We start from the raw sequence: 20,927 nt of genomic DNA on the forward strand, positions 1-20,927 counted from the left end.
CGGGGCTAGCAACACCGGCTCACTCCTCGCGCTCACCGGGCACCCCGCTCGGTGAGCAGATCGCGCAGCCGGGCGACGACCTCGTCGATGCCCAGCTCGGTGGTGTCCAGCACGACCGCGTCGTCGGCCTGCCGCAGCGGGTCGGCCGTGCGGGTCGAGTCCAGCCGGTCCCGGCGGGCCAGGTCGGCGGCGGTGGCCGCGACGTCGGCGGCGTCCTCGGTGCTGCGCCGCTTCGCGCGAGCCGACTCGGAGGCGGTCAGGTAGACCTTCAGGTCGGCGTCGGGAGCCACCACCGAACCGATGTCGCGGCCCTCGACCACGATCCGGCCGGCGTTGGCGATCATCTCCCGCTGCCGCTGCACCAGCAGGGCGCGTACGGCCGGCACCGCGGAGACGGCGGAGACTGCACCGGTCACCTCCGGGCCACGGATGTCCTTGTCGACGGCGGTGCCGTCGACGGTCACGCCGTACCCCTGCGGGTCGGTGCCGATGCGCAGCTCGACCTCGCCGGCGACCTTGGCCACCGACTCGGCGTCGGCCGGGTCGACCCCGGAACGCAGCACCGCCCAGGTGATCGCCCGGTACATCGCCCCGGTGTCCAGGTAGCGGGCGTCGATGCCGCTCGCCAGCCGCCGGGAGACGGTGGACTTGCCCGAACCGGATGGTCCGTCGACGGCGACCACACACCGCCCGGTTCGTATGTTCTGCCCCACCGTGTTCCTCCTCGGCCCGTGTCTCGCGGGCACCCTGCTGTGCCGTTGAGCGGATGTGTTCGGTGTCAATGATGCCCGCGGCCCCGACCGGGCCCGCACGCGCCGCCCCCGGAGGCGACCCACGCCACCGGCCGGCGCCCGGCCGCGACGAAGCCTACCGGCAGCCGTACCCGTAACGACGCGGGTCAGTCCCCGACGGCCTTGAACAGGGCGGCGACCTCCGCGTTGGTCAACCGGCGCAGCCGCCCGGTCCGCAGGTCACCCAGCTTGATCGGCCCGATCGAGGTACGGATCAGCCGGGACACCGGGTGCCCGACCTCGGCCATCAGGCGCCGGACGATGTGCTTGCGCCCCTCGTGCAGGGTCAGCTCCACCTGGGCGCTCTTGCCCAGGGTGTCCACCAGCTTGAACGAGTCGAGCTTGACCGGCCCGTCCTCCAGCTCCACACCGGCCAGCAGCCGCTTGCTCAGGTTGCGCGGGATCGGCCCGGCCACCTCGGCCAGATAGGTCTTGAGCACCTCGTACGACGGGTGCATCAGCTTGTGCGCGAGGGTGCCGTCGTTGGTGAGCAGCAGCAGGCCCTCGCTGTCGGCGTCGAGCCGCCCGACGTGGTAGACCCGCTGCTCCAGCCGCGCGCCGATGAAGTCGGCCAGCTCGGTGCGGCCCTTCTCGTCGGCCATGGTGGTCACCACCCCGCGCGGCTTGTTCATCGCCACGTAGACCAGACGGACGTCGGCCTGCAACCGCTCCCCGTCGACGACGATGACGTCGCGGGTCGGGTCGGCCTTGTCGCCGAGCTGCGCCACCCGCCCGTTGACGGTCACCCGGCGCCGGAAGATCAGGTCCTCACAGGCACGCCGGGAGCCGACGCCGGCGGCGGCGAGCACCTTCTGGAGGCGCTCGGCGCTCTCGTACACGGGGGCGTCGGGCTTCGGGGAACGGTCATCGCGTGGCATCGGCAAGCTCTTCTACGTCGTCGGGCAGGAAAGGGGCGAGCGGCGGCAGGTCGGCCACCGAGTCCAGGCCCAGCTTCTCCAGGAACAGGGTGGTGGTCCGGTAGAGGAACGCCCCGCTGTCCGCTTCGGTGCCGCACTCCTCGACCAGGCCACGGGAGACCAGGGTACGGATGACCCCGTCGCAGTTCACACCCCGGATGGCCGAGATGCGCGACCGGGTCACCGGCTGCTTGTAGGCGATCACCGCGAGGGTCTCCAGGGCGGCCTGCGTCAACCGTACCGACTGCCCGTCCAGCACGAACCGCTCGACGTGGTCGGCGTATTCCGGCCGGGTGTACAACCGCCAGCCACCGGCGGCCCGGCGCAGCTCGAAGCCGTGCCCGGCGGCCGTGTAACCGGCGGCGATGTCGTCGAGCACCGGCCCGATCCGCTCCGGGGACTGGTCGAGGACCTGGGCCAGGGTGAGTTCGCTCACCGGCTCGTCCACCACCAGCAGGATGGCCTCCAGGGCGCCGCGCAGCTCCGCGTCGTCCATGACCGGCTTGGGCTCCGGCGGTGGCGTCGCCCGCCGCCGCCCCGCAGCCCTCCCCCGGGGTACGCCCGCAGCCGGCTCCCCCGCCGTCGGCGGCTGCGCGGGCGTGGCGTCCCGGTCGTCGCGGCCGGCCCGCTCGCGCGGCTCGGGCTCCAGTCGGCCGGTCTCCGGATCCGCGGGCTCCCCCGGCCCATCGGCCGGCTCCCCGGGCCCCGCGCCCGGCTCCCCCGCTCCGGTCGGAGCCGGGGGGCGGTCCCACGGGGGGATCCAGGCCGCGGCCTGCTCGGCCAGGGAGTCGCGCCGCTGTTCGTCGCTCATCGGGTCACTCCTGCGTCTGCGCGGTCTCGTCCACCACACCGGCCGGCGGGACAGGCTCGACGGGGGTCGGGGCGGGTTCGGCGGGGGCGCCGGCGTACTCGTCGACGTCCAGTTCGGTGTCGGCGTCGGCCGGGCCGGTCCAGCGTACGGTCAGCTCCTCCAGCGCCTGCTCCTGCACGAACGCCACCAGCCCCTGCCGGTACAACTCCAGCAGCGCCAGGAAGCGGGCCACCACCTCCAGGGTCATCTCGCAGTCGGCGCAGAGCGCGCTGAAGGTGGCCGTGCCGGCCCGGCGCAGCCGCCCGGAGATGATCTCGGCGTGCTCCCGGACGCTGACCCGGACCATGTGCACGTGGGCGATGGAGACCTCGGGCACCGGCTTCGGGGTCATCGCCCGCACGGCGAGCTTGAGCAGGCGCTGCGGGCCGACGCCGAGCACCAGGTCGGGCAGCGCCTCGGCGTACCGGGGCTCCAGGGTGACCGCCCGCGGGTACCGCCGGCCCCCCACCGACTCCAGCTCGGCGATGTGCGCCGCCGCCTCCTTGTACGCCTTGTACTGCAACAGCCGGGCGAAGAGCAGGTCCCGGGCCTCCAGCAGGGCCAGGTCCTCCTCGTCCTCCACCTCGGCCGAGGGCAGCAGCCGGGCCGCCTTGAGGTCCAGCAGGGTCGCCGCGATCAGCAGGAACTCGCTGGTCTCGTCCAGGTCCCACCGGTCGCCCATCGCCCGGATGTACGCGATGAACTCGTCGGTGACCTTGTGCAGCGCCACCTCGGTGACGTCCAGCTTGTGCTTGCTGATCAGCTGGAGCAGCAGGTCGAAGGGGCCGGTGAAGTTCGCCAGCCGGACGGTGAAGCCGGCGCTCTCCTGCGCCGCGGGCACGCCGTCGCCGTCGGTGGGCACCTCGGCGGCGACCTCGGCCGCCACCACGGGCGGCTGCTCCGGGGTCGTCGGCGGGTCCAGCAGGGGCGCGGTCACCGGAAGACCGTAGTCCACGTCGGGGCCACCCGGGCTGCCGGCTACCGCTCGGCCTGGGCGGCGATCACCTCACGGGCGAGCTGGCGGTAGTTGCGGGCGCCCGAGGAGGCCGGGTCGAGGGTGGTGATCGGCGCACCGGCCACCGTGGACTCGGGGAACTTCACCGTCTTGGTGATGACCGTCTGGTAGACCTTGTCGCCGAACGCCTCGACCACCCGCTGGAGCACCTGTCGGCAGTGGGTGGTGCGGGAGTCGTACATGGTGGCGAGGATGCCCTCGAGCTCCAGGTCGAAGTTGAGCCGCTCGCGCACCTTGTCGATGGTGTCCAGCAGCAGCGCCACCCCGCGCAGGCTGAAGAACTCGCACTCCAGCGGAATGAGCACGCCGTGCGCGACGGTCAACGCGTTGATCGCCAGCAGGCCCAGCGAGGGCTGGCAGTCGATCAGGATGTAGTCGTACTCCTTGCGCACGTTGCGCAGCACCCGGGCCAGGGCCATCTCCCGGGCCACCTCGTTGACGAGCTGGATCTCGGCCGCGGAGAGGTCGATGTTGGCCGGCAGGATGTGCAGCCCGGCCACGTCGGTCTTGATCAGCACGTCCTCGGCGGTGACGTCGTCCTGCATGAGCAGGTTGTAGACCGACAGGTCGAGGTTGTGCGGGTTGACGCCCAGGCCCACCGAGAGCGCGCCCTGCGGGTCGAAGTCGACCAGCAGCACCTTGCGGCCGTACTCGGCCAGCGCCGCGCCCAGGTTGATGGTGGTGGTCGTCTTGCCGACGCCACCCTTCTGGTTGGCCATCGCGATGATCCGCGCCGGACCGTGCCGGTCGGTCGGCATCGGCTCGGGGATGGGCTTGCGCATCGTGTACGCCGCCGGATCCGCCGGCCCGAGGTCCGCGCCGAGCGACGCCTGCTGCTCGCGGAGCTCCGACGTCCAGGCGTCGGCACGATCACCGTTGCCAGCCATGTCCTCGTTGCCCCCTCCCGACGACCACCCGGCGTCGGAGCCGTCCGACGTCCTTCGCGGCGCCGCTGCGCACCCCGGTCGTGTCGCCCCAGGAGGTCCGCGCCGAAGCCGACTGTACGCCACCGGCGAGCAGGGCGTTCGCTACCGGTCCGGCGTGTCGGCCGGTGACGACGTCGCGACGCGCCGGGGCCGGTCAGTCCCGGGCGCGGGGGTGCGCGGTGGCGTACACCTCGCGCAGCCGCTCCACGGTGACCAACGTGTACACCTGGGTGGTGGTCACCGACGCGTGCCCGAGCAACTCCTGGACCACCCGCACGTCCGCGCCGCCGTCGAGCAGGTGGGTGGCGTAGGAGTGGCGCAGGGTGTGCGGGGAGACCGCGTTCGCCCCGTCGGTGGGCAGCCCGGCGCGCTCGGCGGCGCGACGCAGGATCGTCCAGGCGCCCTGCCGGGTCAGCGGGCCACCGCGGGCGTTGAGGAAGACCGCCGGGGTGCCCCGGCCGGCGGCGGCCAGCTGCGGGCGGGCCCGCACCAGCCAGGCGCGCAGCGCCTCCACGGCGTACCCGCCGATCGGGACCAGCCGGGTCCGGCCGCCCTTGCCGCGCAGCAGCACCGCCCCGTCGGCGGTGTCCAGGTCGTCCACGGCCAGGCCGACCGCCTCGGAGATCCGCGCCCCGGTGCCGTACAGGAACTCCAGCAGCGCCCGGTCGCGCAGCGCCAGGGCCGCGCCCGCACCGGTGGCGGTGGCCGGCCCGGCGGTCTCCAGCAGCCGGATCACGTCCTCGACGGGCAGCGCCCGGGGCAGCCGGCGGGCCGGCGTCGGCGGGCGCACGTCGCGGCTGGGGTCGGCGCCGGCCAGCCCCTCGCGGACGGCGAAGCGGTGCAGGCCGCGCACGGCGCTGGCCGCCCGGGCGGCGGACGCGACCGCCAGCGGCGGGTGCTCGTCGTCTCCGGCGCGCAGCCGGGCCAGGTGAGCCTCGACGGTGCCGGCGTCGACCGAGGCCAGGTCGACGACCCCGGCGGCGGCGAGGGTCGCCAGGTAGCGGTCCAGGTCCCGGCGGTACGAGGCGAGCGTGTTCGCCGACAGTCCCCGCTCGACGGTCAGGTGGTCGAGGTAGCCGCGCACGGCACGACGCAGGGCCGGCCCGGGCTGCGTGCCCGGGCCGGCCCTGCGCGCAGCAGTGGTCAGGCTGTTCCCCTTCGGGCTGTCGTTCCTCAGCCCAGGACCTCGTCCAGCGGCAGGGTCGGCATGCCGTGCGCCTCGGCCACCGGGCCGTAGACGACCTGCCCGTCGTGGGTGTTGAGGCCCAGCGCCAGGGCCGGGTCGCGGCGCAGCGCCTCGCGCCAGCCCTGGTTGGCCAGCTCCAGGGCGTACGGCAGGGTGACGTTGGTCAGCGCGTAGGTGCTGGTGTTCGGCACCGCGCCCGGCATGTTCGCCACGCAGTAGAAGATCGAGTCGTGCACCTTGTACGTCGGCTCGGCGTGCGTGGTGGGACGCGAGTCCTCGAAGCAGCCGCCCTGGTCGATGGCGATGTCCACGAGCACGCTGCCCGGCTTCATCCGGGAGACCAGCTCGTTGGAGATGAGCTTCGGGGCCTTCGCGCCGGGCACCAGCACCGCGCCGATGACCAGGTCCGCGTCGAGGACGGCCCGCTCGATCTCGTACGCGTTGGAGGCGACGGTCTGCAGGTGACCGCGGTAGATCGCGTCGGCGGAGCGCAGCCGGGCGACGTTCTTGTCCAGCAGCAGCACCTCGGACTGCAGGCCCAGCGCGATGGCGGCGGCGTTCAGGCCGGAGACGCCGGCGCCGATCACCACGGTCTTCGCCGCGTACACGCCGGAGACGCCACCGGGCAGCACACCCCGGCCGCCGCCGGTACGCATCATGTAGAAGGCGCCCACCTGCGGGGCGAGCCGGCCGGCGACCTCCGACATCGGGGCGAGCAGCGGCAGTGACCGGTCGGGCAGCTCGACGGTCTCGTAGGCGATGCCGGTGACCTTCCGGTCGACCAGCGCGTCGGTGCACTCCCTCGATGCGGCCAGGTGCAGGTAGGTGAAGAGCACCTGCCCCTCGCGCATCCGGTGGTACTCCTCGGCGACCGGCTCCTTGACCTTGAGCACCAGCTCGGCGGTCTCCCACACCTCGTCGGCGGTGCCCAGGATCTTGGCGCCGGCGGCGGCGAACTCGTCGTCGGTGATGCTGGAGCCGACCCCGGCGCCGGACTCGACGAAGACCTCGTGCCCGTTGCGGGTGAACTCGTTGACGCCCGCCGGCGTGATCGCCACGCGGTACTCGTGGTTCTTGACCTCGCGTGGGATTCCGACCTTCACGATGCAGACACCTTCCTCCGGGGCTGCTTCGTCCCCGACTGCTCGGTGCCGCGACGGCCCCATTGCCGACGCGGTCCACCGGTACCGCCGGCGGCAGTCTAGGGCCGAGGTCACCCTCCCGGAGCCAGCACAGTGACATCCGGTCTCCGGTCCGCCTGACGATGTGTCAGGAGTGCCGGGCGAGCCGCCGCGCCGCGACCTCGCGCCCCCATCGTCGCACCGCGTGACGGTTCCCGCCGGCCGGACGCGACGCGTGCGGCGGGCACGGACTTCCCGCCTCCGACGCGGACGGGGCCGCCCGGTGGTCACCGGACGGCCCCGTCGGGGCGTACACGAAGGGTCAGCCGGGCAGCGGGGCGTCGGCCCGGCGCAGCACCGACCAGCCGGCGTCGCGGGCCCGGGCGGCGGCCAGCAGGCCGGCCACGCACGGACCGTTGGTGATCTCCCCGGCCAGCACCATGCCGACCGCCTCGTCCAGGTCCAGGCGGACCACCTGGAGGTCGGCCTCCTCGTCGGTCCGCTCGTGCCGCTGCCCCTGCGGCACCTCGCCCAGGTCCCGGGCCAGGAAGATCCGGACCAGCTCGTTGGAGAAGCCCGGCGAGGTGTGCAGGTCGACCAGCAGGTCGATCCGCCCGGCGGTCAGGTCCGCCTCCTCGGCCAGCTCCCGGGCCGCCGCCGTGGGCAGTTCCTCGCCGTCGACGTCCATCAGCCCGGCCGGCAGCTCCCACAGGTGCCGCCCGACCGGGTGCCGGTACTGCCGCAGCAGCACCACCTGGCCGGCGTCGTCGAGCGCCACCACGGCGACCGCCCCCACGTGCCGGACGTGGTCCCGGGTGGCGGTGCCGCCGCCGGGCATGGTGACCTGGTCGCTGAGCACGGTGAAGATCGGCCCGGCGTAGCGTTCCGTCCGGTCGGTCACCTCGTAGTGGTGCTCGACGGCGCTCATGAGGTGGCGGCCGCCTTGGCCGCCGGGGCGCCGCCGTTGCGGCCGGCCTTCTTCGCCGCCGACGGGGCCGCCGCGGCGTCCAGGTCGACCGGGAGCCGGTCGGCCTCGGAGTACGCGATGGCCGCCTTGACGAAGCCGGCGAACAGCGGGTGCGGCCGGGTCGGGCGGCTCTTCAGCTCCGGGTGCGCCTGGGTGGCCACGAAGAACGGGTGCAGCTCCCGGTCCAGCTCGATGAACTCGACCAGCCGGCCGTCGGGCGAGGTGCCCGAGATGTGCAGCCCGGCCTTCTCCAGCTGGTCGCGGTAGGCGTTGTTCACCTCGTAGCGGTGCCGGTGCCGCTCGCTGACCTCGGTGCTGCCGTACGCCTGCGCGACGATCGACCCCTCGGTCAGCTTCGCCGGGTACGCCCCGAGCCGCATGGTGCCGCCCAGGTCACCCCGGCCGGCCACGATGTCCTCCTGGTCGGCCATGGTGGCGATGACCGGGTGCTTGGCCTCCTCGTCGAACTCCAGCGAGTTCGCCCCGTCCAGGCCGGCCAGGTGGCGGGCCACCTCGATGGTCATGCACTGCAGGCCGAGGCAGAGGCCGAGCAGCGGGATGCCGTTCTCCCGGGCGTACCGGGCGGTGCCGATCTTGCCCTCGATGCCGCGGACACCGAACCCGCCGGGGATGACGATGCCGTCCACGCCCGCCAGGGCGGCGGCCGCGCCGGCCGGGGTGACGCAGTCGTCGCTGGGCACCCACCTGAGCTGCACCCGGGCCCGGTGGCCGAAGCCGGCCGCCCGGATCGCCTCGCTGACCGACAGGTACGCGTCGGGCAGGTCGACGTACTTGCCGACCAGCGCGACGGTGACCGTGTGGTGCGGCTGGTGCACCCGGTCCAGCAGGTCGTCCCAGCTGGTCCAGTCCACGTCCCGGAACGACAGCCCGAGCCGGCGCACCACGTACGCGTCGAGGCCCTCGCGGTGCAGCACCTTCGGGATGTCGTAGATGCTCGGCGCGTCCGGGGCGGCGACGACGGCCTCGCGGTCCACGTCGCAGTAGAGGGAGAGCTTCTCCTTCAGCTTCTCCGGGATCTCCCGGTCGCAGCGCAGCACGATGGCGTCGGGCTGGATGCCGATGTTGCGCAGCTGCGCCACCGAGTGCTGGGTCGGCTTGGTCTTCAGCTCACCCGACGGGGCGAGGTACGGCACCAGCGAGACGTGCAGGTAGAAGCAGTTGTCCCGGCCCAGGTCGTGGCGGACCTGGCGGATCGCCTCCAGGAACGGCAGCGACTCGATGTCACCGACCGTGCCGCCGACCTCGGTGATCACCACGTCCGGCACCTGGCCGTCGGCGTCCGGGTCGGCCATGCCGACGATCCGCGCCTTGATCTCGTTGGTGATGTGCGGGATGACCTGGACGGTGTCGCCCAGGTACTCCCCGCGCCGCTCCTTGGCGATCACGTCGGAGTAGATCTGACCCGTGGTGACGTTCGCCTTGCCGGAGAGCGCCCGGTCGAGGAACCGCTCGTAGTGCCCGACGTCGAGGTCGGTCTCGGCGCCGTCGTCGGTGACGAAGACCTCGCCGTGCTGGAACGGGTTCATCGTCCCCGGGTCCACGTTGAGGTACGGGTCGAGCTTCTGCATCACCACGCGCAACCCGCGGGCGGTCAGCAGATTGCCGAGGCTGGAGGCGGTGAGGCCCTTACCCAGCGAGGAGGCGACTCCCCCGGTGACGAAAATGTGCCTGGTCGTCCGTGCTGAAGGGGCCAAGGCCTGCTCCCGTGTCGTCCGTCGCGGTCGTGCGAACCGCCGTGCCGATCAGCGAAGTGATCACGCAGTCCACGGGATTCCACGGTAACACCTTCCCGACCGGCAGCCCTGGCCGCACCCGGCCTCACAACCCCGGCGGGCCGCACCGGCTCAACGGACCGTGGCCCCGGTCGATGCCCGCCTGGCCTGCGGCGGCACCGGTGCGGCGGCGTCGTCGTCCGGTCCGTCACCGATGTCCGGTGCACCCGCCGCACCACCCGCAGGGACGTCCGGCGGATCCCCGGCCGGCAGGTCGCCCGCCGCGTCGTCCCACGGCCGCCCGGCGACCGGCTGGGTGCGGTCGGTGGAGTGGTCCAGCACCCGCAGCGCCGCCAGCGCCGCCATCGGCACCACCAGCGCCCCCGCCGCCCCGGCCACGTCCAGGGCCACCCCGCCCAGCAGACCGCCGATGCCGGCCGCCACGGCCGTACCCGCCATCGCCGCCCGGATCGCCGGGTAGATGCCGAACAGCCGCATCAGGCCGCCCCACGGCTGGAGCAGGGCCAGGAAGACCAGCGCCGCCCCGGCCAGGGCGATCACCGTCAGCGGGCTGTTGACCAACGTCTCGAAGTTCGCGCTGCTGGACCGGTGCACGGTCAGCCCGCCGGTGCCGTCGCCCAGGGCGGCCAGGAAGCGACCCAGGCTGCCCCGCTCGTACTCCGGCCGGCGCAGGTCCACCACGGCGAAACCGATGGTCACCGCAAGCCCGGCCATGGTCGCCCAGACCAACCGGCTCACCGTCAACCAGCCACCGGTGCTGATCGCCGCGGCCACGCTCACCCCGGCGGTCAGGGCGATCGCGCCGATCGAGTCGGCGCCCAGGTACGGGCTGCCGACCACCACCACCGCCACGCCGCCCACCAGCACCATCACCGCCGGGCGCCAGCCCCGCCGGACCCGCTGCGCCAGCCAGCCCGCGCTGAGCAGCGCGCCGGCCAGGAAGATCCCCAACCCCACCGTGCCCAACCCGGCGTACCGGCCGCCCTGCAGCGCCGAGTAGCCCACCACGCCGTTGAGCTGCAACCGGGCGCCGGTGAACACGTCCGCGCCGACCACCAGGGTGGCCAGCCCGGCGACCGCGCCGAGCGGCCCCAGCGTCCGGGCGTACCCGGGGGTGAACCGCACCGCGGCGGTCGCGCCCACCGTCAGCAGCGCCGTGACCACCGCGAAGTACAACCCCGCGTGGTCACCGCGCCACCAGGGCACCGCGTCGGCGAGCAGCGCCGCCGGCACGGCCAGGGCCGCGGCGATCAGCAGCAGCTCCACCACCCGCACCACGCGCGGGGAGACCGGGACGGGCCCGTGCGGGCCGGCGAGCCGGCGGGCCCGGCGCAGCAGCGGCAGCACCGCCACGGCCAGCGCCACCTGGGCTGCGGCCAGCAGCGCGAAGAACCAGCCGGCCACCCGCCGCTGGGCACCCGCCTCCCGGTCCGCGTCGGCGGGCGCGGCGATCGCCGCGGGCAGGTCGTCCGGACGGCCCGGCACCGACTGGGCGGGCCGGCCCAGGAAGAGCCGCTCCGGCATCGGACGGCCCAGCGCCGCCAGCGCCGTGGGCGCCAGGTCCGCCAGTTGCAGATAACCCTCCCGGCCGGTGCTGGCGGAGGTCAGCCAGCCCCGCTCCCAACCCGGCCCGTCGGCCACGGCCACGTGCAACCGCGACGTCTCGTCGGTGTCGGAGATCCCGGCGACCAGCACCAGCGAGCGGGGCGGCCGGGCCGCCAGCACCCGGGCCAGCTGCTCGTCGGCACGCCGGGCCGCCTCCTGCCGCGCCGCCGGATCCGCACCGGTCACCGTGCCGAGATCCACGATGCTCAGCACGCAGGAACCCAGCAGGGCCCGCGGATCCCTGGGCAGCGCCGAGGCGTACCGGTCGACCCGGCCGAACGGCCGGGCCGCGGCGACCGCCGCCCCCGGGCCGACCGCCACCGAGCAGCGCACCGACTCCGACAGCGAGCCGGGCACCGCGCCCCACGGCAGCCGGTCCTGGTTGTAGCCGACCACGCTCTGCTGCTGGGGCAGGTTCGCGCCGATCCCGTCCGGCTGCTCGACGGTGACCGCCGTGGTCGGGCAGCCACCCGCGTGCCGGACGCCGTTCCAGGCGGCGAAGTTACCCGCCCCGAGGGTCAACCAGCCGTCCACCGGGCAGGTCGGGCGGTGCGCCGAGCGCACCGACAGCGACCCGATCGAGCCTTCCTCGGCCATCCGCCACAGGGTCGGCGTGCGCTGCGGGTCGACGTCCTCCCAGCGCAGGCCGGCGACCCCGGCGAGCACCACGAAGTCGGCCGAGCGGCGCGGCCCGTCCCGTTCCGGCCGGGCCGCCAGCGCGGTGATGCCGAGCACCACCACGAGCAGGGTGAGCAGGACCGGGGTCAGTCGACGCAGCATCAGCGCTGCCCCGCCGACTCGGCGCCGCTGTCCGGCGCGGCCGGACCGGCCCCGACCGGCGCCAGCTCGGCGTAGAGCCCGGCCAGCGCCGCCACGGTGTCCGCCTCGGTGGGCCAGGCCGCCGCCCGGCGGACACCCCGCCGGCCCAGCTCGGCGCGGCGTTCGGCGTCGTCGAGCAGCCCGCGTACCGCCGCGTCCACCGCGTCCACGTCGCCGGGCGGCACCAGCAGGGCGGCGTCGCCGACCAGCTCCGGCAGGCCGCCCGTGTCGGTCGCCACCAGGGGTACGCCGGCCCGCAGCGCCTCCTGGGCGAAGAGCTGGCGGGCCTCCCAGTCGCTGGTGACCACCGCCAGGTCGGCGCCGGCCAGCAGGTCGGCGACGTCGGTACGGTGCCCGAGCAGGGTCACCGGCGCCCGGGTGGCGGAGATCCGGGCGGCCAGCGGCAGGTACGCCGGACCGCTGCCGGCGATCACCACCACCGGCGCCGGTCGGCGGGTACGCCAACGGGCGGCGGCATCGACCAGGATGTCGTACCGCTTCTGCGGGTGCAGGCGGCCCACCGAGAGGATCAGGGGCTGGTCGGCGGCGACGGTGAACTCGGCGCGTACGGCCGCCCGGCGGCGACGCGGCGCGGGCAGCGTGGGCGCCGCGACCGGGGCGAGGCGGGCGTCGGTCGCGCCCAGCGCCGCGGCCCGGTCCACCAGGTCGGCGGAGGCCCCCAGGGCCACCCGCGCGGACCGGGCCACCACCCGCTCGACCAGGCGGGAGACCCGGCCGCGCAGCCCGCCGGCGAGCACCGCGTTGTGCCAGGTGACCACCACCGGAGCGGCCGGCCGGGCGAGGACCGCGACCAGGCCGGCGCGCAGCCCGTGCGCGTGGACCACGTCCACCGGCGTGGCGGCGAGCGCCCGGCGCAGCGCCGTGACCGCCCGGGCGTCGGCCGGGGTGGGGCTGGCCGGGATCTCGACGGCGGCGAAGCGGGCGCCGACGCCGGTGAAGTCGAACTGTTCCTCGGTCGCGGCCGGCCCGCAGACCAGGACCGACGCGCCGCCCGCGGCCAGGCCCCGGGCCACCGACCGGACGTGCTGACCCACCCCGCCGGTGCTGGAGGCGAGGAGCAGGACCACGGAGCCGTGCCACCGGGATGCCGACGTCGTCTCCGTCATGGGCTCTGCTCTCCTTCCGTTCGCGACTGCGGGGCTCGCAAGACCGGCTCACTCCTCGCGCTCACCGGTCCCCTTCCGTTCGCGACTGCGGGGCTCGCAACACCGGCTCACTCCTCGCGCTCACCGGTCCCCTTCCGTTCGCGACCGTGCGGCCGGCACCACGTCCTCGGCCGGCCCGGGGGCGGCCGGGGTGCGGCGGCGGCCCAGCCGACGGGTGACCGCGGCCAGCAGCGGCGCCACGTCCCGCCGGTCCACCAGCCAGGCGACGGCGAGGAACACGACCGCGACCACGACCCCGGACAGCATGCCCTGAAGCAGGGCCCCGCCGGTCGTCGGGGGGCCGCCGCCGGCCACCAGGCGGGCGACGCCGACCCCGGCCAGCGCGGCCGGCACGCCCGCCGCCAGGCCGGCCATACCCGCCCGACCGACGCCGGCCAGCGCGCCCGCCCCGGCCGAGCTGCGCACCGCGACCAGCAGCAGGGCGCCCAGCACCAGCATGCCGCCGGAGGTCGCCAGGGTCACCGCGGGCACCCGGTCCTCGATCGGCAGGAGCTGGCCGAGGAGCACGACCAGCAGCGGCACCGTGAGCCAACCCAAGGCCGTGGCGACGGTCGCCGCCCGGGTGGCGCCCCGGGCGTACAGGGCACGGGTCAGCACCGCGAACAGGCCGTAGCCGACCAGCCCGGGCGCGAACCCGGCGATGGCCGCGGCGGCCGTGCCGGCGGCGGCCGGCGGGAAGAAGAAGTGCCCGACCGGGCCGGCCGTACCGACCAGCGCGGCGGCGCCCAGCAGGCTGAACAGGACCACCCCGCGGACCGCGGGGGCCAGGGTCTCCCGGTAGGCCCGCTCGTCGCCGGCCGCGCGGGCGGCGGCCAGCGTCGGGTACGCGGCCACGGCCAACGGCACCGCCAGCACCGCCCAGGGCAGGAAGTAGACGGTCTGCGCCAGGTTGTAGACGCCGGGGTTCGACCTCGGCCCGTAGCTGACCTGGTTGAGGCTGACCATGAGGGCGACCTGCTGGGCGGCGACCGTGACCACCCCGGCCACGGCCAGCCCACCCACCCGGGCCCGGGCCTGCGCGGGGAACCCGTAGCCGGGGCGCAGCCGCAGGCCGAGCCGGCGCAGCGGGATCAGCAGGGACAGCGTCAGCACCACCACGCCGACGGTGGTGCCGGCGGCGAGCAGGGTCTCCCCGGTCCGGCTCACCGCGCCGACGGTGGCCAGCCGTCCCTCGGCGGCGGTGAACGCCAGGTAGACCACGACGACCGTGAGACTGGACAGCAGCGGCGCGATCACCGGCCAGGCGAACCGGCGGTGCGCCTGGAGCACCCCGGTGAGCACGATCCCGATCCCGTACAGCGGCAGCTGCGGAGCGAACCACCAGAGCATGCGTACGCCCGCCGCGTGCTGCTCGTCGGTGAGGCCGCCGCCCTGCAACGAGATCAGCGGCCCGGCGAGCAGCGCCACCAGCACGGCCAGCGGGACCAGCAGGCTGAGCGTCCAGGTCAGCAGCGCGCCGGTGGTGGCGGCGACCGACCGGCGGTCGCCGGCCTCCACCGCCCCGGCCAGCAGGGGTACGACGAGGCTCGCCAACGCCCCGCCGGCGACGATCTCGAAGATGAAGTTCGGCAGGTTGTTGGCGATGACGTAGGTGCCGCCGAGGTCCGACGGGCCCAGCGTCCAGGTGAACGCGATGGTCCGGCCGAAGCCGGCGAGCCGGCTGAGCACGGTGAGCGCGGCGATGAGGGCGGCCGCTCCGGCGACCCGGCCGGCGCCGGCGAGGGGGGCCGGTTTCGTCACGTCAGTCGCGGCGACGGCCCAGCGCGTCGAGCTCCCGCAGCACCGGGGTCCGCTGGATCACCTGGGTGAAGCTGACCTTCTCGCTGGCGGCGGTGAGCCCGGCCAGCACGGCGAGCGCACCGGCGCGGCCGAGCGGCCCGGTGCGGGCGGCCAGCGCGACGCCGAGCAGCGCGCCGAGCGCGTTGGCCCCGCTGTCGCCGAGCATCACCGTCTCGTCGAGGTCGTCGCCGAGCAGGCCGGCGGCGGCGCCGGCGGCACCGGCGGCGATCCCGCCGTACGGGCCGGTGGCGAGCGGGGCGGCCAGCAGCAGGCCCGACTTCGCCGCCCGGCCGGGCCGCAGGTCGAGCAGGTTGAGCAGGTTCGCGGTGCCGGCCACCACGCCGGCGCCGAGCAGCACGTCGACGACGCGGCCGGGGCCGGTCTGCGTCCGCCGGCGGGGGTGTGCGGCGACCCGGGGATCCGCGGCGAGCAGCGCCGCCGCGCCCAGGCCGGCGACCCCCACCCCGACGATCTTGACCAGCCCCGCGGTGACCCGGCCCTCACGCAGCGCCGCCAGGTGACCGGCGAAGCCCTTGGCGGCCTTCTGCTCGGGCCGGGCGCCCACCACGTCGTCGTAGAGCCCGACCGCGCCCGAGCCCACCCCGGCGACCAGCGCCGCGAACCCGGCCGGCCCGCTGCCCGCGGCGAGCGCACCGGCGGTGGCGGCGCCGGCGGCCAGCGCCGGCCCGGCCGCCAGGGTGACCGTCCGGCCGCGGAAGTTCGTCCGCTCCAGGGCGGGCGCCACCGGGGCGGTACGCACCTCACGCAGGACGTAGCGGGCGGCCAGCGCCCCGGCTCCGGCGGCCAGCAGCCGACCCCACCTGCTCACGCGAGCCCTCCGATCCGCCACCGGACGCACGCCGCGGCGCGGCGCGGACCGGACAGTCGTTCGTTCACTGGGGCAGTTTAGGCAACAGCGACGCCGCGTTTCCGCCCACGCCGTACTGGCCGGCCTTCTTCTCGTCGATCTGCTGCACCAGGGCGAGGGTGGTGACCAGTTGGCCCTGGATGGTGTTGGCGTTGTCGACGGTGGAGATGGTCTGGGCGAGCACCGGGTCACCGCGGACCACGGAGACCACGTTGCCCCCCTCGGAGCCGTTGCCGCCGATCACGATCGCGCCGGTCCGGTCGAACTGCTCGGCGACCTTCACCACCGACTCGTCCTTCTTGACCGAGTCCTTGTCGGTGTACGGCTGCCCGGTGATCAGCACGACCGCCTCGGCGGAGCGGTTGATCCGCTCCTCGGTGCTCAGGTAGCCGGCGTTGGAGTAGGAGGCGAGCACCGCCCGCCGGTCGGCGTCGCTGACCGGGGCGGCGCCCTGGGCCCGGTCGAGCAGGACGCTGGCCAGCAGGGCGCTGGACGTCTCCACGCCGTGCCCGTTGCCGGGCAGCCCGGAGGCGGGGGCGGTCGGCCGGGCGGCGGTGACCGCCAGCTCCATCAGGTTGCTGTTGCTGTCCGGGTTGATGAACTTGTCCTGAAGGTCGACCCGGCCGGTCACGTCGGCGCCCGCCAGGTCCAGCATCTTCAGCACGCCCTCGGTGTAGTCCCGCCCGCTGGGCAGGTCCAGCACCAGCACCCGCTTGCCGGCCAGCTTGCCGGGCAGGACGGTCTGGGCGATCTCGGCCGCGAAGTCCTCCTCCATGTCCAGTTCCTTCTGGAGGCTGTTGACCGACTGGCGCATCTGCTGGTTGTCCTTGCGCAGCGCGCTGACGTTCTCCTTGAGCGAGTCGGCGACCGGGCCGTTGAGGGCGGCGGTGCCGACCACCAGGCCGATGGCCAACGCCAGGAAGACCGCGGTCAGGGACACCACGTGGTACCGGAAGTTGATCACGCTTGCAGCCTCTTGATCGGTGGGGGAGCTAGAAGAGCTGGCCGAGCTGGAACACGAAATTGTCCCACCACTCCGACACCACGCCCAAATACGCCTTGCCGACGGTGGAGACCGCCACCGCGGAGGCCATCGCGGCGATCGCGGAGAGGACCAGCAGCAGCAGTGACGAGCCGGAGATGCTCTGCCGGTAGAGCCGGCTGACGCCCTTGGCGTCGACGAGCTTGCCGCCCACCTTGAGCCGGGTGAGGAACGTCGAGGCCATGCCGCCGCGCCCCTTGTCGAGGAACTCGACCAGGGTGGCGTGGGTGCCGACCGCGACCAGCAGCGAGGCGCCCTTCTCGTCGGCCAGCAGCATCGCCAGGTCCTCGCTGGTGGCCGCCGCCGGGAAGGTGAGCGCCGGCACGCCGAGCCCGTTGACCCGGGCCAGCCCGGGCGCCCGGCCGTCCGGGTACGCGTGCACGATCACCTCGGCGCCGCAGCGCAGCACGTCGTCGGTGACCGAGTCCATGTCACCGATGATCATGTCGGGGGTGTAGCCCGCCTCGACCAGCGCGTCGGCGCCGCCGTCCACCCCGATCAGCACCGGCTTGAACTCGCGGATGTACGGCCGCAGCACGTCCAGGTCGGCCTTGTAGTCGTAGCCGCGGACCACGATCAGGCAGTGCCGACCCTGCATCCGGGTCTGGATGTCCGGTACGCCCACCCCGTCGAGCAGCAGGTCACGTTCCTGCTTGAGGTAGTCCATGGTGTTGGCGGCGAACGCCTCCAACTGCACCGAGAGCCCCTCCCGGGCGTCGGCCATCGCCTTGGCGACCGTCTCGGCGTCCTGGAGGGCGCCGTGCGCCACCGGCTCGTCGCCGACGTACACGGTGTTGCCCTCGATCCGCACCTGGTCGCCCTCGCGGACCTGCTCGAAGACCCCCTCGCCGAGGTCGTCCAGGAGCGGGATGCCGGCGGCGACCAGCACCTCCGGGCCGAGGTTCGGGTAGCGGCCGGAGACCGACGGCTTGGCGTTGAGCACCGCGGCGACCCCGACGGCGACCAGCGAGTCGGCCGCCACCCGGTCCAGGTCGACGTGGTCGATCACCGCGATGTCACCGGGTCTGAGCCGCCCGACCAGGCGTTTGGTCCGACGGTCGAGGCGTGCGGTGCCGACGACCCGGCCCGCTTCCGCGTTTCGGGTTCGGCGCAACGTGGGTAGACGCATCGTGACCATCCTGGCATGTGAGGCAGGCATCATCTGTCGCGACATGCCTGAGCAGGGCCGCCTACCCAGGGAAGCACACTCGGACACGGGCCCGGTGTGCTTGCGCTCACAAAGCGGGCCTCACGGTCGCCTTTCCTTCGCCGCCACGGCCAGCAACTCCTCCGCATGCGCGATACCCAGATCGGAGTCCGGCAAACCCGCCAGCATCCGGGCCAGCTCCCGGGCCCGCTCGGTGTCCTCCACCACCCGCACCCCGCTGGTGGTCACCGCTCCCCCGGTGTCCTTCGCAACCACCAGGTGCCGGTCGGCGAAGGCGGCCACCTGCGGCAGGTGCGTCACCACCAGCACCTGGTGGCTGCGGGCCAACCGGGCCAGCCGGCGGCCGATCTCCACCGCCGCCTGCCCGCCGACCCCGGCGTCGACCTCGTCGAAGACCAGCGTGGGCGGGCCGCCGGAGCCGGCGAAGACCACCTCGATGGCGAGCATCACCCGGGACAGCTCACCGCCGGAGGCGCCCCGCTGCAACGGCAGCGACGGCGCGCCCGGGTGGGCCAGCAGGCGCAGCTCCACCTCGTCGCCGCCGTCCGGCCCGACGCCCACCTCGACGCCGTTGACCGGCAGGCTCGGCTCGGCCTTCCCCGCCGAGCGGGGCAGCACCGCCACCTCGATCCGGGCGTGCGGCATGGCCAGCCCGGCCAGCTCCACGGTGACCTGGTCGGCGAAGCGGACCGCGGCCTCCTGCCGGGACGTCGACACCCGGCCGGCCAGGTCGGTCACCTCGGCGGCCAGCCGCCGACCCTCCCGGTCCAGCTCGTCGAGCAGGTCGTCGGAGGTGTCCAGGTCCGACAGGCGCTCGCGGGCCCGGTCGGCCCAGGCGATCACCCCGTCGACGTCGTCGGCGTACTTGCGGGTCAGCGCGCGCAACGCGGCCCGGCGCTCGTAGACCGTCTGCAACCGGGCCGGGTCGGCGTCCAGCGCCGCCAGGTAGCTCGACAGCTCGGCGGAGACGTCGGCGACCAGCGTGGCGGCCTCCTCCAGCCGGCCGGCCAGGTCACCCAGGGCCGGGTCGGTGCCGGCCTGCGCCTCCAGGGTGCGCCGCGCGGTGCCCAGCAGCACGGTGGCGTCCGGGGTGTCGTCGGTCGCCTCCACCCCGCCGGCCACGCACTGCTGGGCCAGCTGTGCGGCGGTGCGCAGCCCCTCGGCGTGCTCCAGGCGCTGCGCCTCGGTCTTGAGCTCGTCGTCCTCGCCGGGCTGCGGGTCGACCCGGGTGATCTCGTCCAGCCCGAGGCGCAGCAGGTCGGCCTCCTGGTTGCGCGCCCGGGCGTTGCTCCGCCGGTCGGCCAGGTCGTCGACCACCGCCCGCCAGCGGGTGTACGCCTCGCGCAGCGCGTCGAGCAGCTTCTCGTGCTCCGGCCCCGCGAAGCGGTCCAGTGCGGCCCGCTGCTCGGCCGGCCGCAGCAGCCGCAGCTGGTCGGACTGGCCGTGCACCGCCACCACCTGCTCGCCGACCTCACCGAGCATGGCCACCGGCATCGACCGGCCGCCCAGGTGCGCCCGGGACCGACCCTCCACGGTGACCGTGCGGCTCAGCAGGACCGAACCGTCCTCGTCCGGCTCGCCACCGGCGTCGACGATCCGGGCGTGCACGGTCGCGGCGACCCGCCCGGCCAGCCGCAGCCGCCCCTCGACCACCGCCCGCCCCGGCTGCGCGCGGACCCTCCCCGCGTCGGCGCGGCCTCCGAAGAGCAGGCCCAGGCCGGTGACCACCATGGTCTTGCCCGCGCCCGTCTCGCCGGTGATGACGTTCATCCCGCCGGCCAGCGGGAGGGTGGTGTCCTCGATGACGCCCAGTCCGGTGATGCGCAGCTCTTCCAGCACAGCAACCGACAGTAGACGCGCCGTGTGACAGTTGACCAGCCGGCGCGGGCGGCGCGGCGGCCCCACGTAGCATCACCGGCCGTGGACGCGACCGGCGATGGGCGGCAGGTGCTGGGGATTCTGGGCCTCGACGAGGACGAGGAGCAGGTCTACCGGGTGTTGCTGCGGCTGTCCACCGCACGGCCCGCCGAGCTCACCGCGCGGCTGCCGCTGGACGCCGACCGGCTGGGGCGGGCGCTGAGCGGGCTGCGGGAGCGGGGCCTGGTCGCGCCGAACGGCACGGCCCCGGACGCCCCGCTGCGCCCGCTGCCCCCGGACGTCGCCCTCGGCGACGAGCTGCTGCGCCACCAGCGGTCGCTGGAGTCGGCCCGGCGCCGGGTCGCGCAACTCACCGAGGAGTACCGGGCGGGCGTACGACGGCACGACGCCGACCACCTGGTGGAGATCATCACCGGGGCGGACGCCCTGCGGGCGCGGCTGCGCCGGATGCAGGACGAGGCCCGCGTCGAGGTGCTCTGGTTCTGCCGCGCCAACCCGCTGGCCATGTCCGGCCCGGAGAACCTCGAGGAGTTCCCCGCCCTGGCCCGCGGGGTCAGCTACCGGGCGATCTACGAGCGGGACCTGCTGGCCGAGCCGGCGGCGCTGGCCGACGTGGAGAAGGCGGTCCGCAGCGGCGAGCAGGCCCGGGTCACCGACCTGCTGCCGGTACGGCTCGCGGTGGCCGACCGGGCAACCGCGATCTGCCCGCTGGTGCCGGACCGGGCCAGCGGCGAGCCGACCGCCGCGGTGATCGGCCGCAGCCAGCTCCTCGACGCCCTGCTCGCCCTCTTCGACAGCCACTGGAACGCCGCCACCCCGCTGCTGCCCGGCGTCGGACCCACCGTCGACGGCGGTCCCAGCGCCGACGAGCGGCGGCTGCTGTCGCTCTTCGTGGCCGGGGTGCCGGACAAGTCCATCGCCTCGCAGCTCGGCGTGAGCCGCCGCACCATCCAACGGCGGCTCGCCGACCTGATGACCCTGGCCGGGGTGGACACCCGGCCGGGGCTGGCCTACCAGGCCGCCCGCCGCGGCTGGCTGTAGGCCCGGCCCGGTG

17 protein-coding genes are annotated in these 20,927 nt (G+C 74.7%); 1 reads left to right on the plus strand and 16 read right to left on the minus strand.

Annotated features, from left to right (window positions below; all coding sequences use genetic code 11):
- Positions 1-32: 32 nt before the first annotated feature.
- The 16 genes from cmk to recN form a co-directional block, all read right to left on the minus strand.
- Positions 33-713 (minus strand): (d)CMP kinase, encoded by a 681-nt coding sequence (gene cmk, locus GA0070564_RS27170; RefSeq protein ID WP_091615423.1) that lies wholly within the window; start codon positions 711-713, stop codon positions 33-35.
- Between the two features lie 185 nt (positions 714-898).
- Positions 899-1,669 carry a pseudouridine synthase gene (locus GA0070564_RS27175; protein ID WP_091615426.1) on the minus strand — a complete coding sequence of 257 codons (771 nt, stop codon included), beginning with the start codon at positions 1,667-1,669 and terminating at the stop codon, positions 899-901.
- Positions 1,656-2,519: an SMC-Scp complex subunit ScpB gene (gene scpB, locus GA0070564_RS27180; RefSeq protein WP_091615430.1), complete on the minus strand. Its 864-nt coding sequence runs from the start codon at positions 2,517-2,519 to the stop codon at positions 1,656-1,658. Before scpB ends, GA0070564_RS27175 begins: the two co-directional genes overlap by 14 nt.
- A 4-nt stretch (positions 2,520-2,523) precedes the next feature.
- Positions 2,524-3,495, minus strand: coding sequence for a segregation and condensation protein A (locus GA0070564_RS27185; RefSeq protein ID WP_091615526.1), 972 nt, complete (start codon positions 3,493-3,495; stop codon positions 2,524-2,526).
- Between the two features lie 41 nt (positions 3,496-3,536).
- A complete protein-coding gene (locus GA0070564_RS27190) occupies positions 3,537-4,460 on the minus strand; it encodes a ParA family protein (RefSeq protein WP_091615433.1) in 924 nt (307 codons plus the stop codon).
- Between the two features lie 193 nt (positions 4,461-4,653).
- Positions 4,654-5,646 carry a site-specific tyrosine recombinase XerD gene (locus GA0070564_RS27195; RefSeq protein ID WP_091615530.1) on the minus strand — a complete coding sequence of 331 codons (993 nt, stop codon included), beginning with the start codon at positions 5,644-5,646 and terminating at the stop codon, positions 4,654-4,656.
- A gap of 26 nt (positions 5,647-5,672) precedes the next feature.
- Positions 5,673-6,788, minus strand: a complete 1,116-nt coding sequence (gene ald / locus GA0070564_RS27200) for an alanine dehydrogenase (RefSeq protein WP_091615437.1) — start codon at positions 6,786-6,788, stop codon at positions 5,673-5,675.
- Between the two features lie 340 nt (positions 6,789-7,128).
- Entirely contained in the window at positions 7,129-7,734 is a 606-nt protein-coding gene (locus GA0070564_RS27205; RefSeq protein ID WP_091615441.1) for an NUDIX domain-containing protein, read from the minus strand.
- Positions 7,731-9,488, minus strand: coding sequence for a CTP synthase (locus GA0070564_RS27210; protein ID WP_091615445.1), 1,758 nt, complete (start codon positions 9,486-9,488; stop codon positions 7,731-7,733). Before GA0070564_RS27210 ends, GA0070564_RS27205 begins: the two co-directional genes overlap by 4 nt.
- Positions 9,489-9,638: 150 nt before the next feature.
- Positions 9,639-11,912: a hypothetical protein gene (locus tag GA0070564_RS27215; protein ID WP_425412549.1), complete on the minus strand. Its 2,274-nt coding sequence runs from the start codon at positions 11,910-11,912 to the stop codon at positions 9,639-9,641.
- Positions 11,912-13,078 (minus strand): glycosyltransferase family 4 protein, encoded by a 1,167-nt coding sequence (locus tag GA0070564_RS27220; RefSeq protein WP_091615449.1) that lies wholly within the window; start codon positions 13,076-13,078, stop codon positions 11,912-11,914. The genes GA0070564_RS27215 and GA0070564_RS27220 overlap by 1 nt, the downstream gene beginning before the upstream one ends.
- Positions 13,079-13,198: 120 nt before the next feature.
- Positions 13,199-14,878, minus strand: a complete 1,680-nt coding sequence (murJ, locus tag GA0070564_RS27225) for a murein biosynthesis integral membrane protein MurJ (RefSeq protein WP_091615453.1) — start codon at positions 14,876-14,878, stop codon at positions 13,199-13,201.
- A 1-nt stretch (position 14,879) separates the two neighbouring features.
- On the minus strand, positions 14,880-15,746 hold the full coding sequence (locus GA0070564_RS27230) for a hypothetical protein (RefSeq protein WP_091615456.1): 867 nt from the start codon (positions 15,744-15,746) through the stop codon (positions 14,880-14,882).
- 64 nt (positions 15,747-15,810) lie between these two features.
- The gene (locus GA0070564_RS27235; RefSeq protein WP_091615461.1) at positions 15,811-16,749 is read right to left on the minus strand and encodes a copper transporter; all 939 of its coding nucleotides are present in this window, start codon (positions 16,747-16,749) and stop codon (positions 15,811-15,813) included.
- 28 nt (positions 16,750-16,777) lie between these two features.
- Positions 16,778-17,956, minus strand: coding sequence for a putative cytokinetic ring protein SteA (steA, locus tag GA0070564_RS27240; RefSeq protein ID WP_091615533.1), 1,179 nt, complete (start codon positions 17,954-17,956; stop codon positions 16,778-16,780).
- A gap of 120 nt (positions 17,957-18,076) precedes the next feature.
- Complete coding sequence (gene recN, locus GA0070564_RS27245; RefSeq protein ID WP_091615465.1) at positions 18,077-19,834, minus strand: DNA repair protein RecN; 1,758 nt, start codon at positions 19,832-19,834, stop codon at positions 18,077-18,079.
- 81 nt (positions 19,835-19,915) lie between these two features.
- Between recN and GA0070564_RS27250 the strand changes: the two genes are divergently transcribed.
- Positions 19,916-20,914, plus strand: a complete 999-nt coding sequence (locus GA0070564_RS27250) for a helix-turn-helix domain-containing protein (protein ID WP_245670302.1) — start codon at positions 19,916-19,918, stop codon at positions 20,912-20,914.
- The last annotated feature ends 13 nt before the right edge of the window (positions 20,915-20,927 follow it).

This window comes from Micromonospora mirobrigensis (assembly GCF_900091555.1).
Lineage (GTDB): Bacteria > Actinomycetota > Actinomycetes > Mycobacteriales > Micromonosporaceae > Micromonospora > Micromonospora mirobrigensis.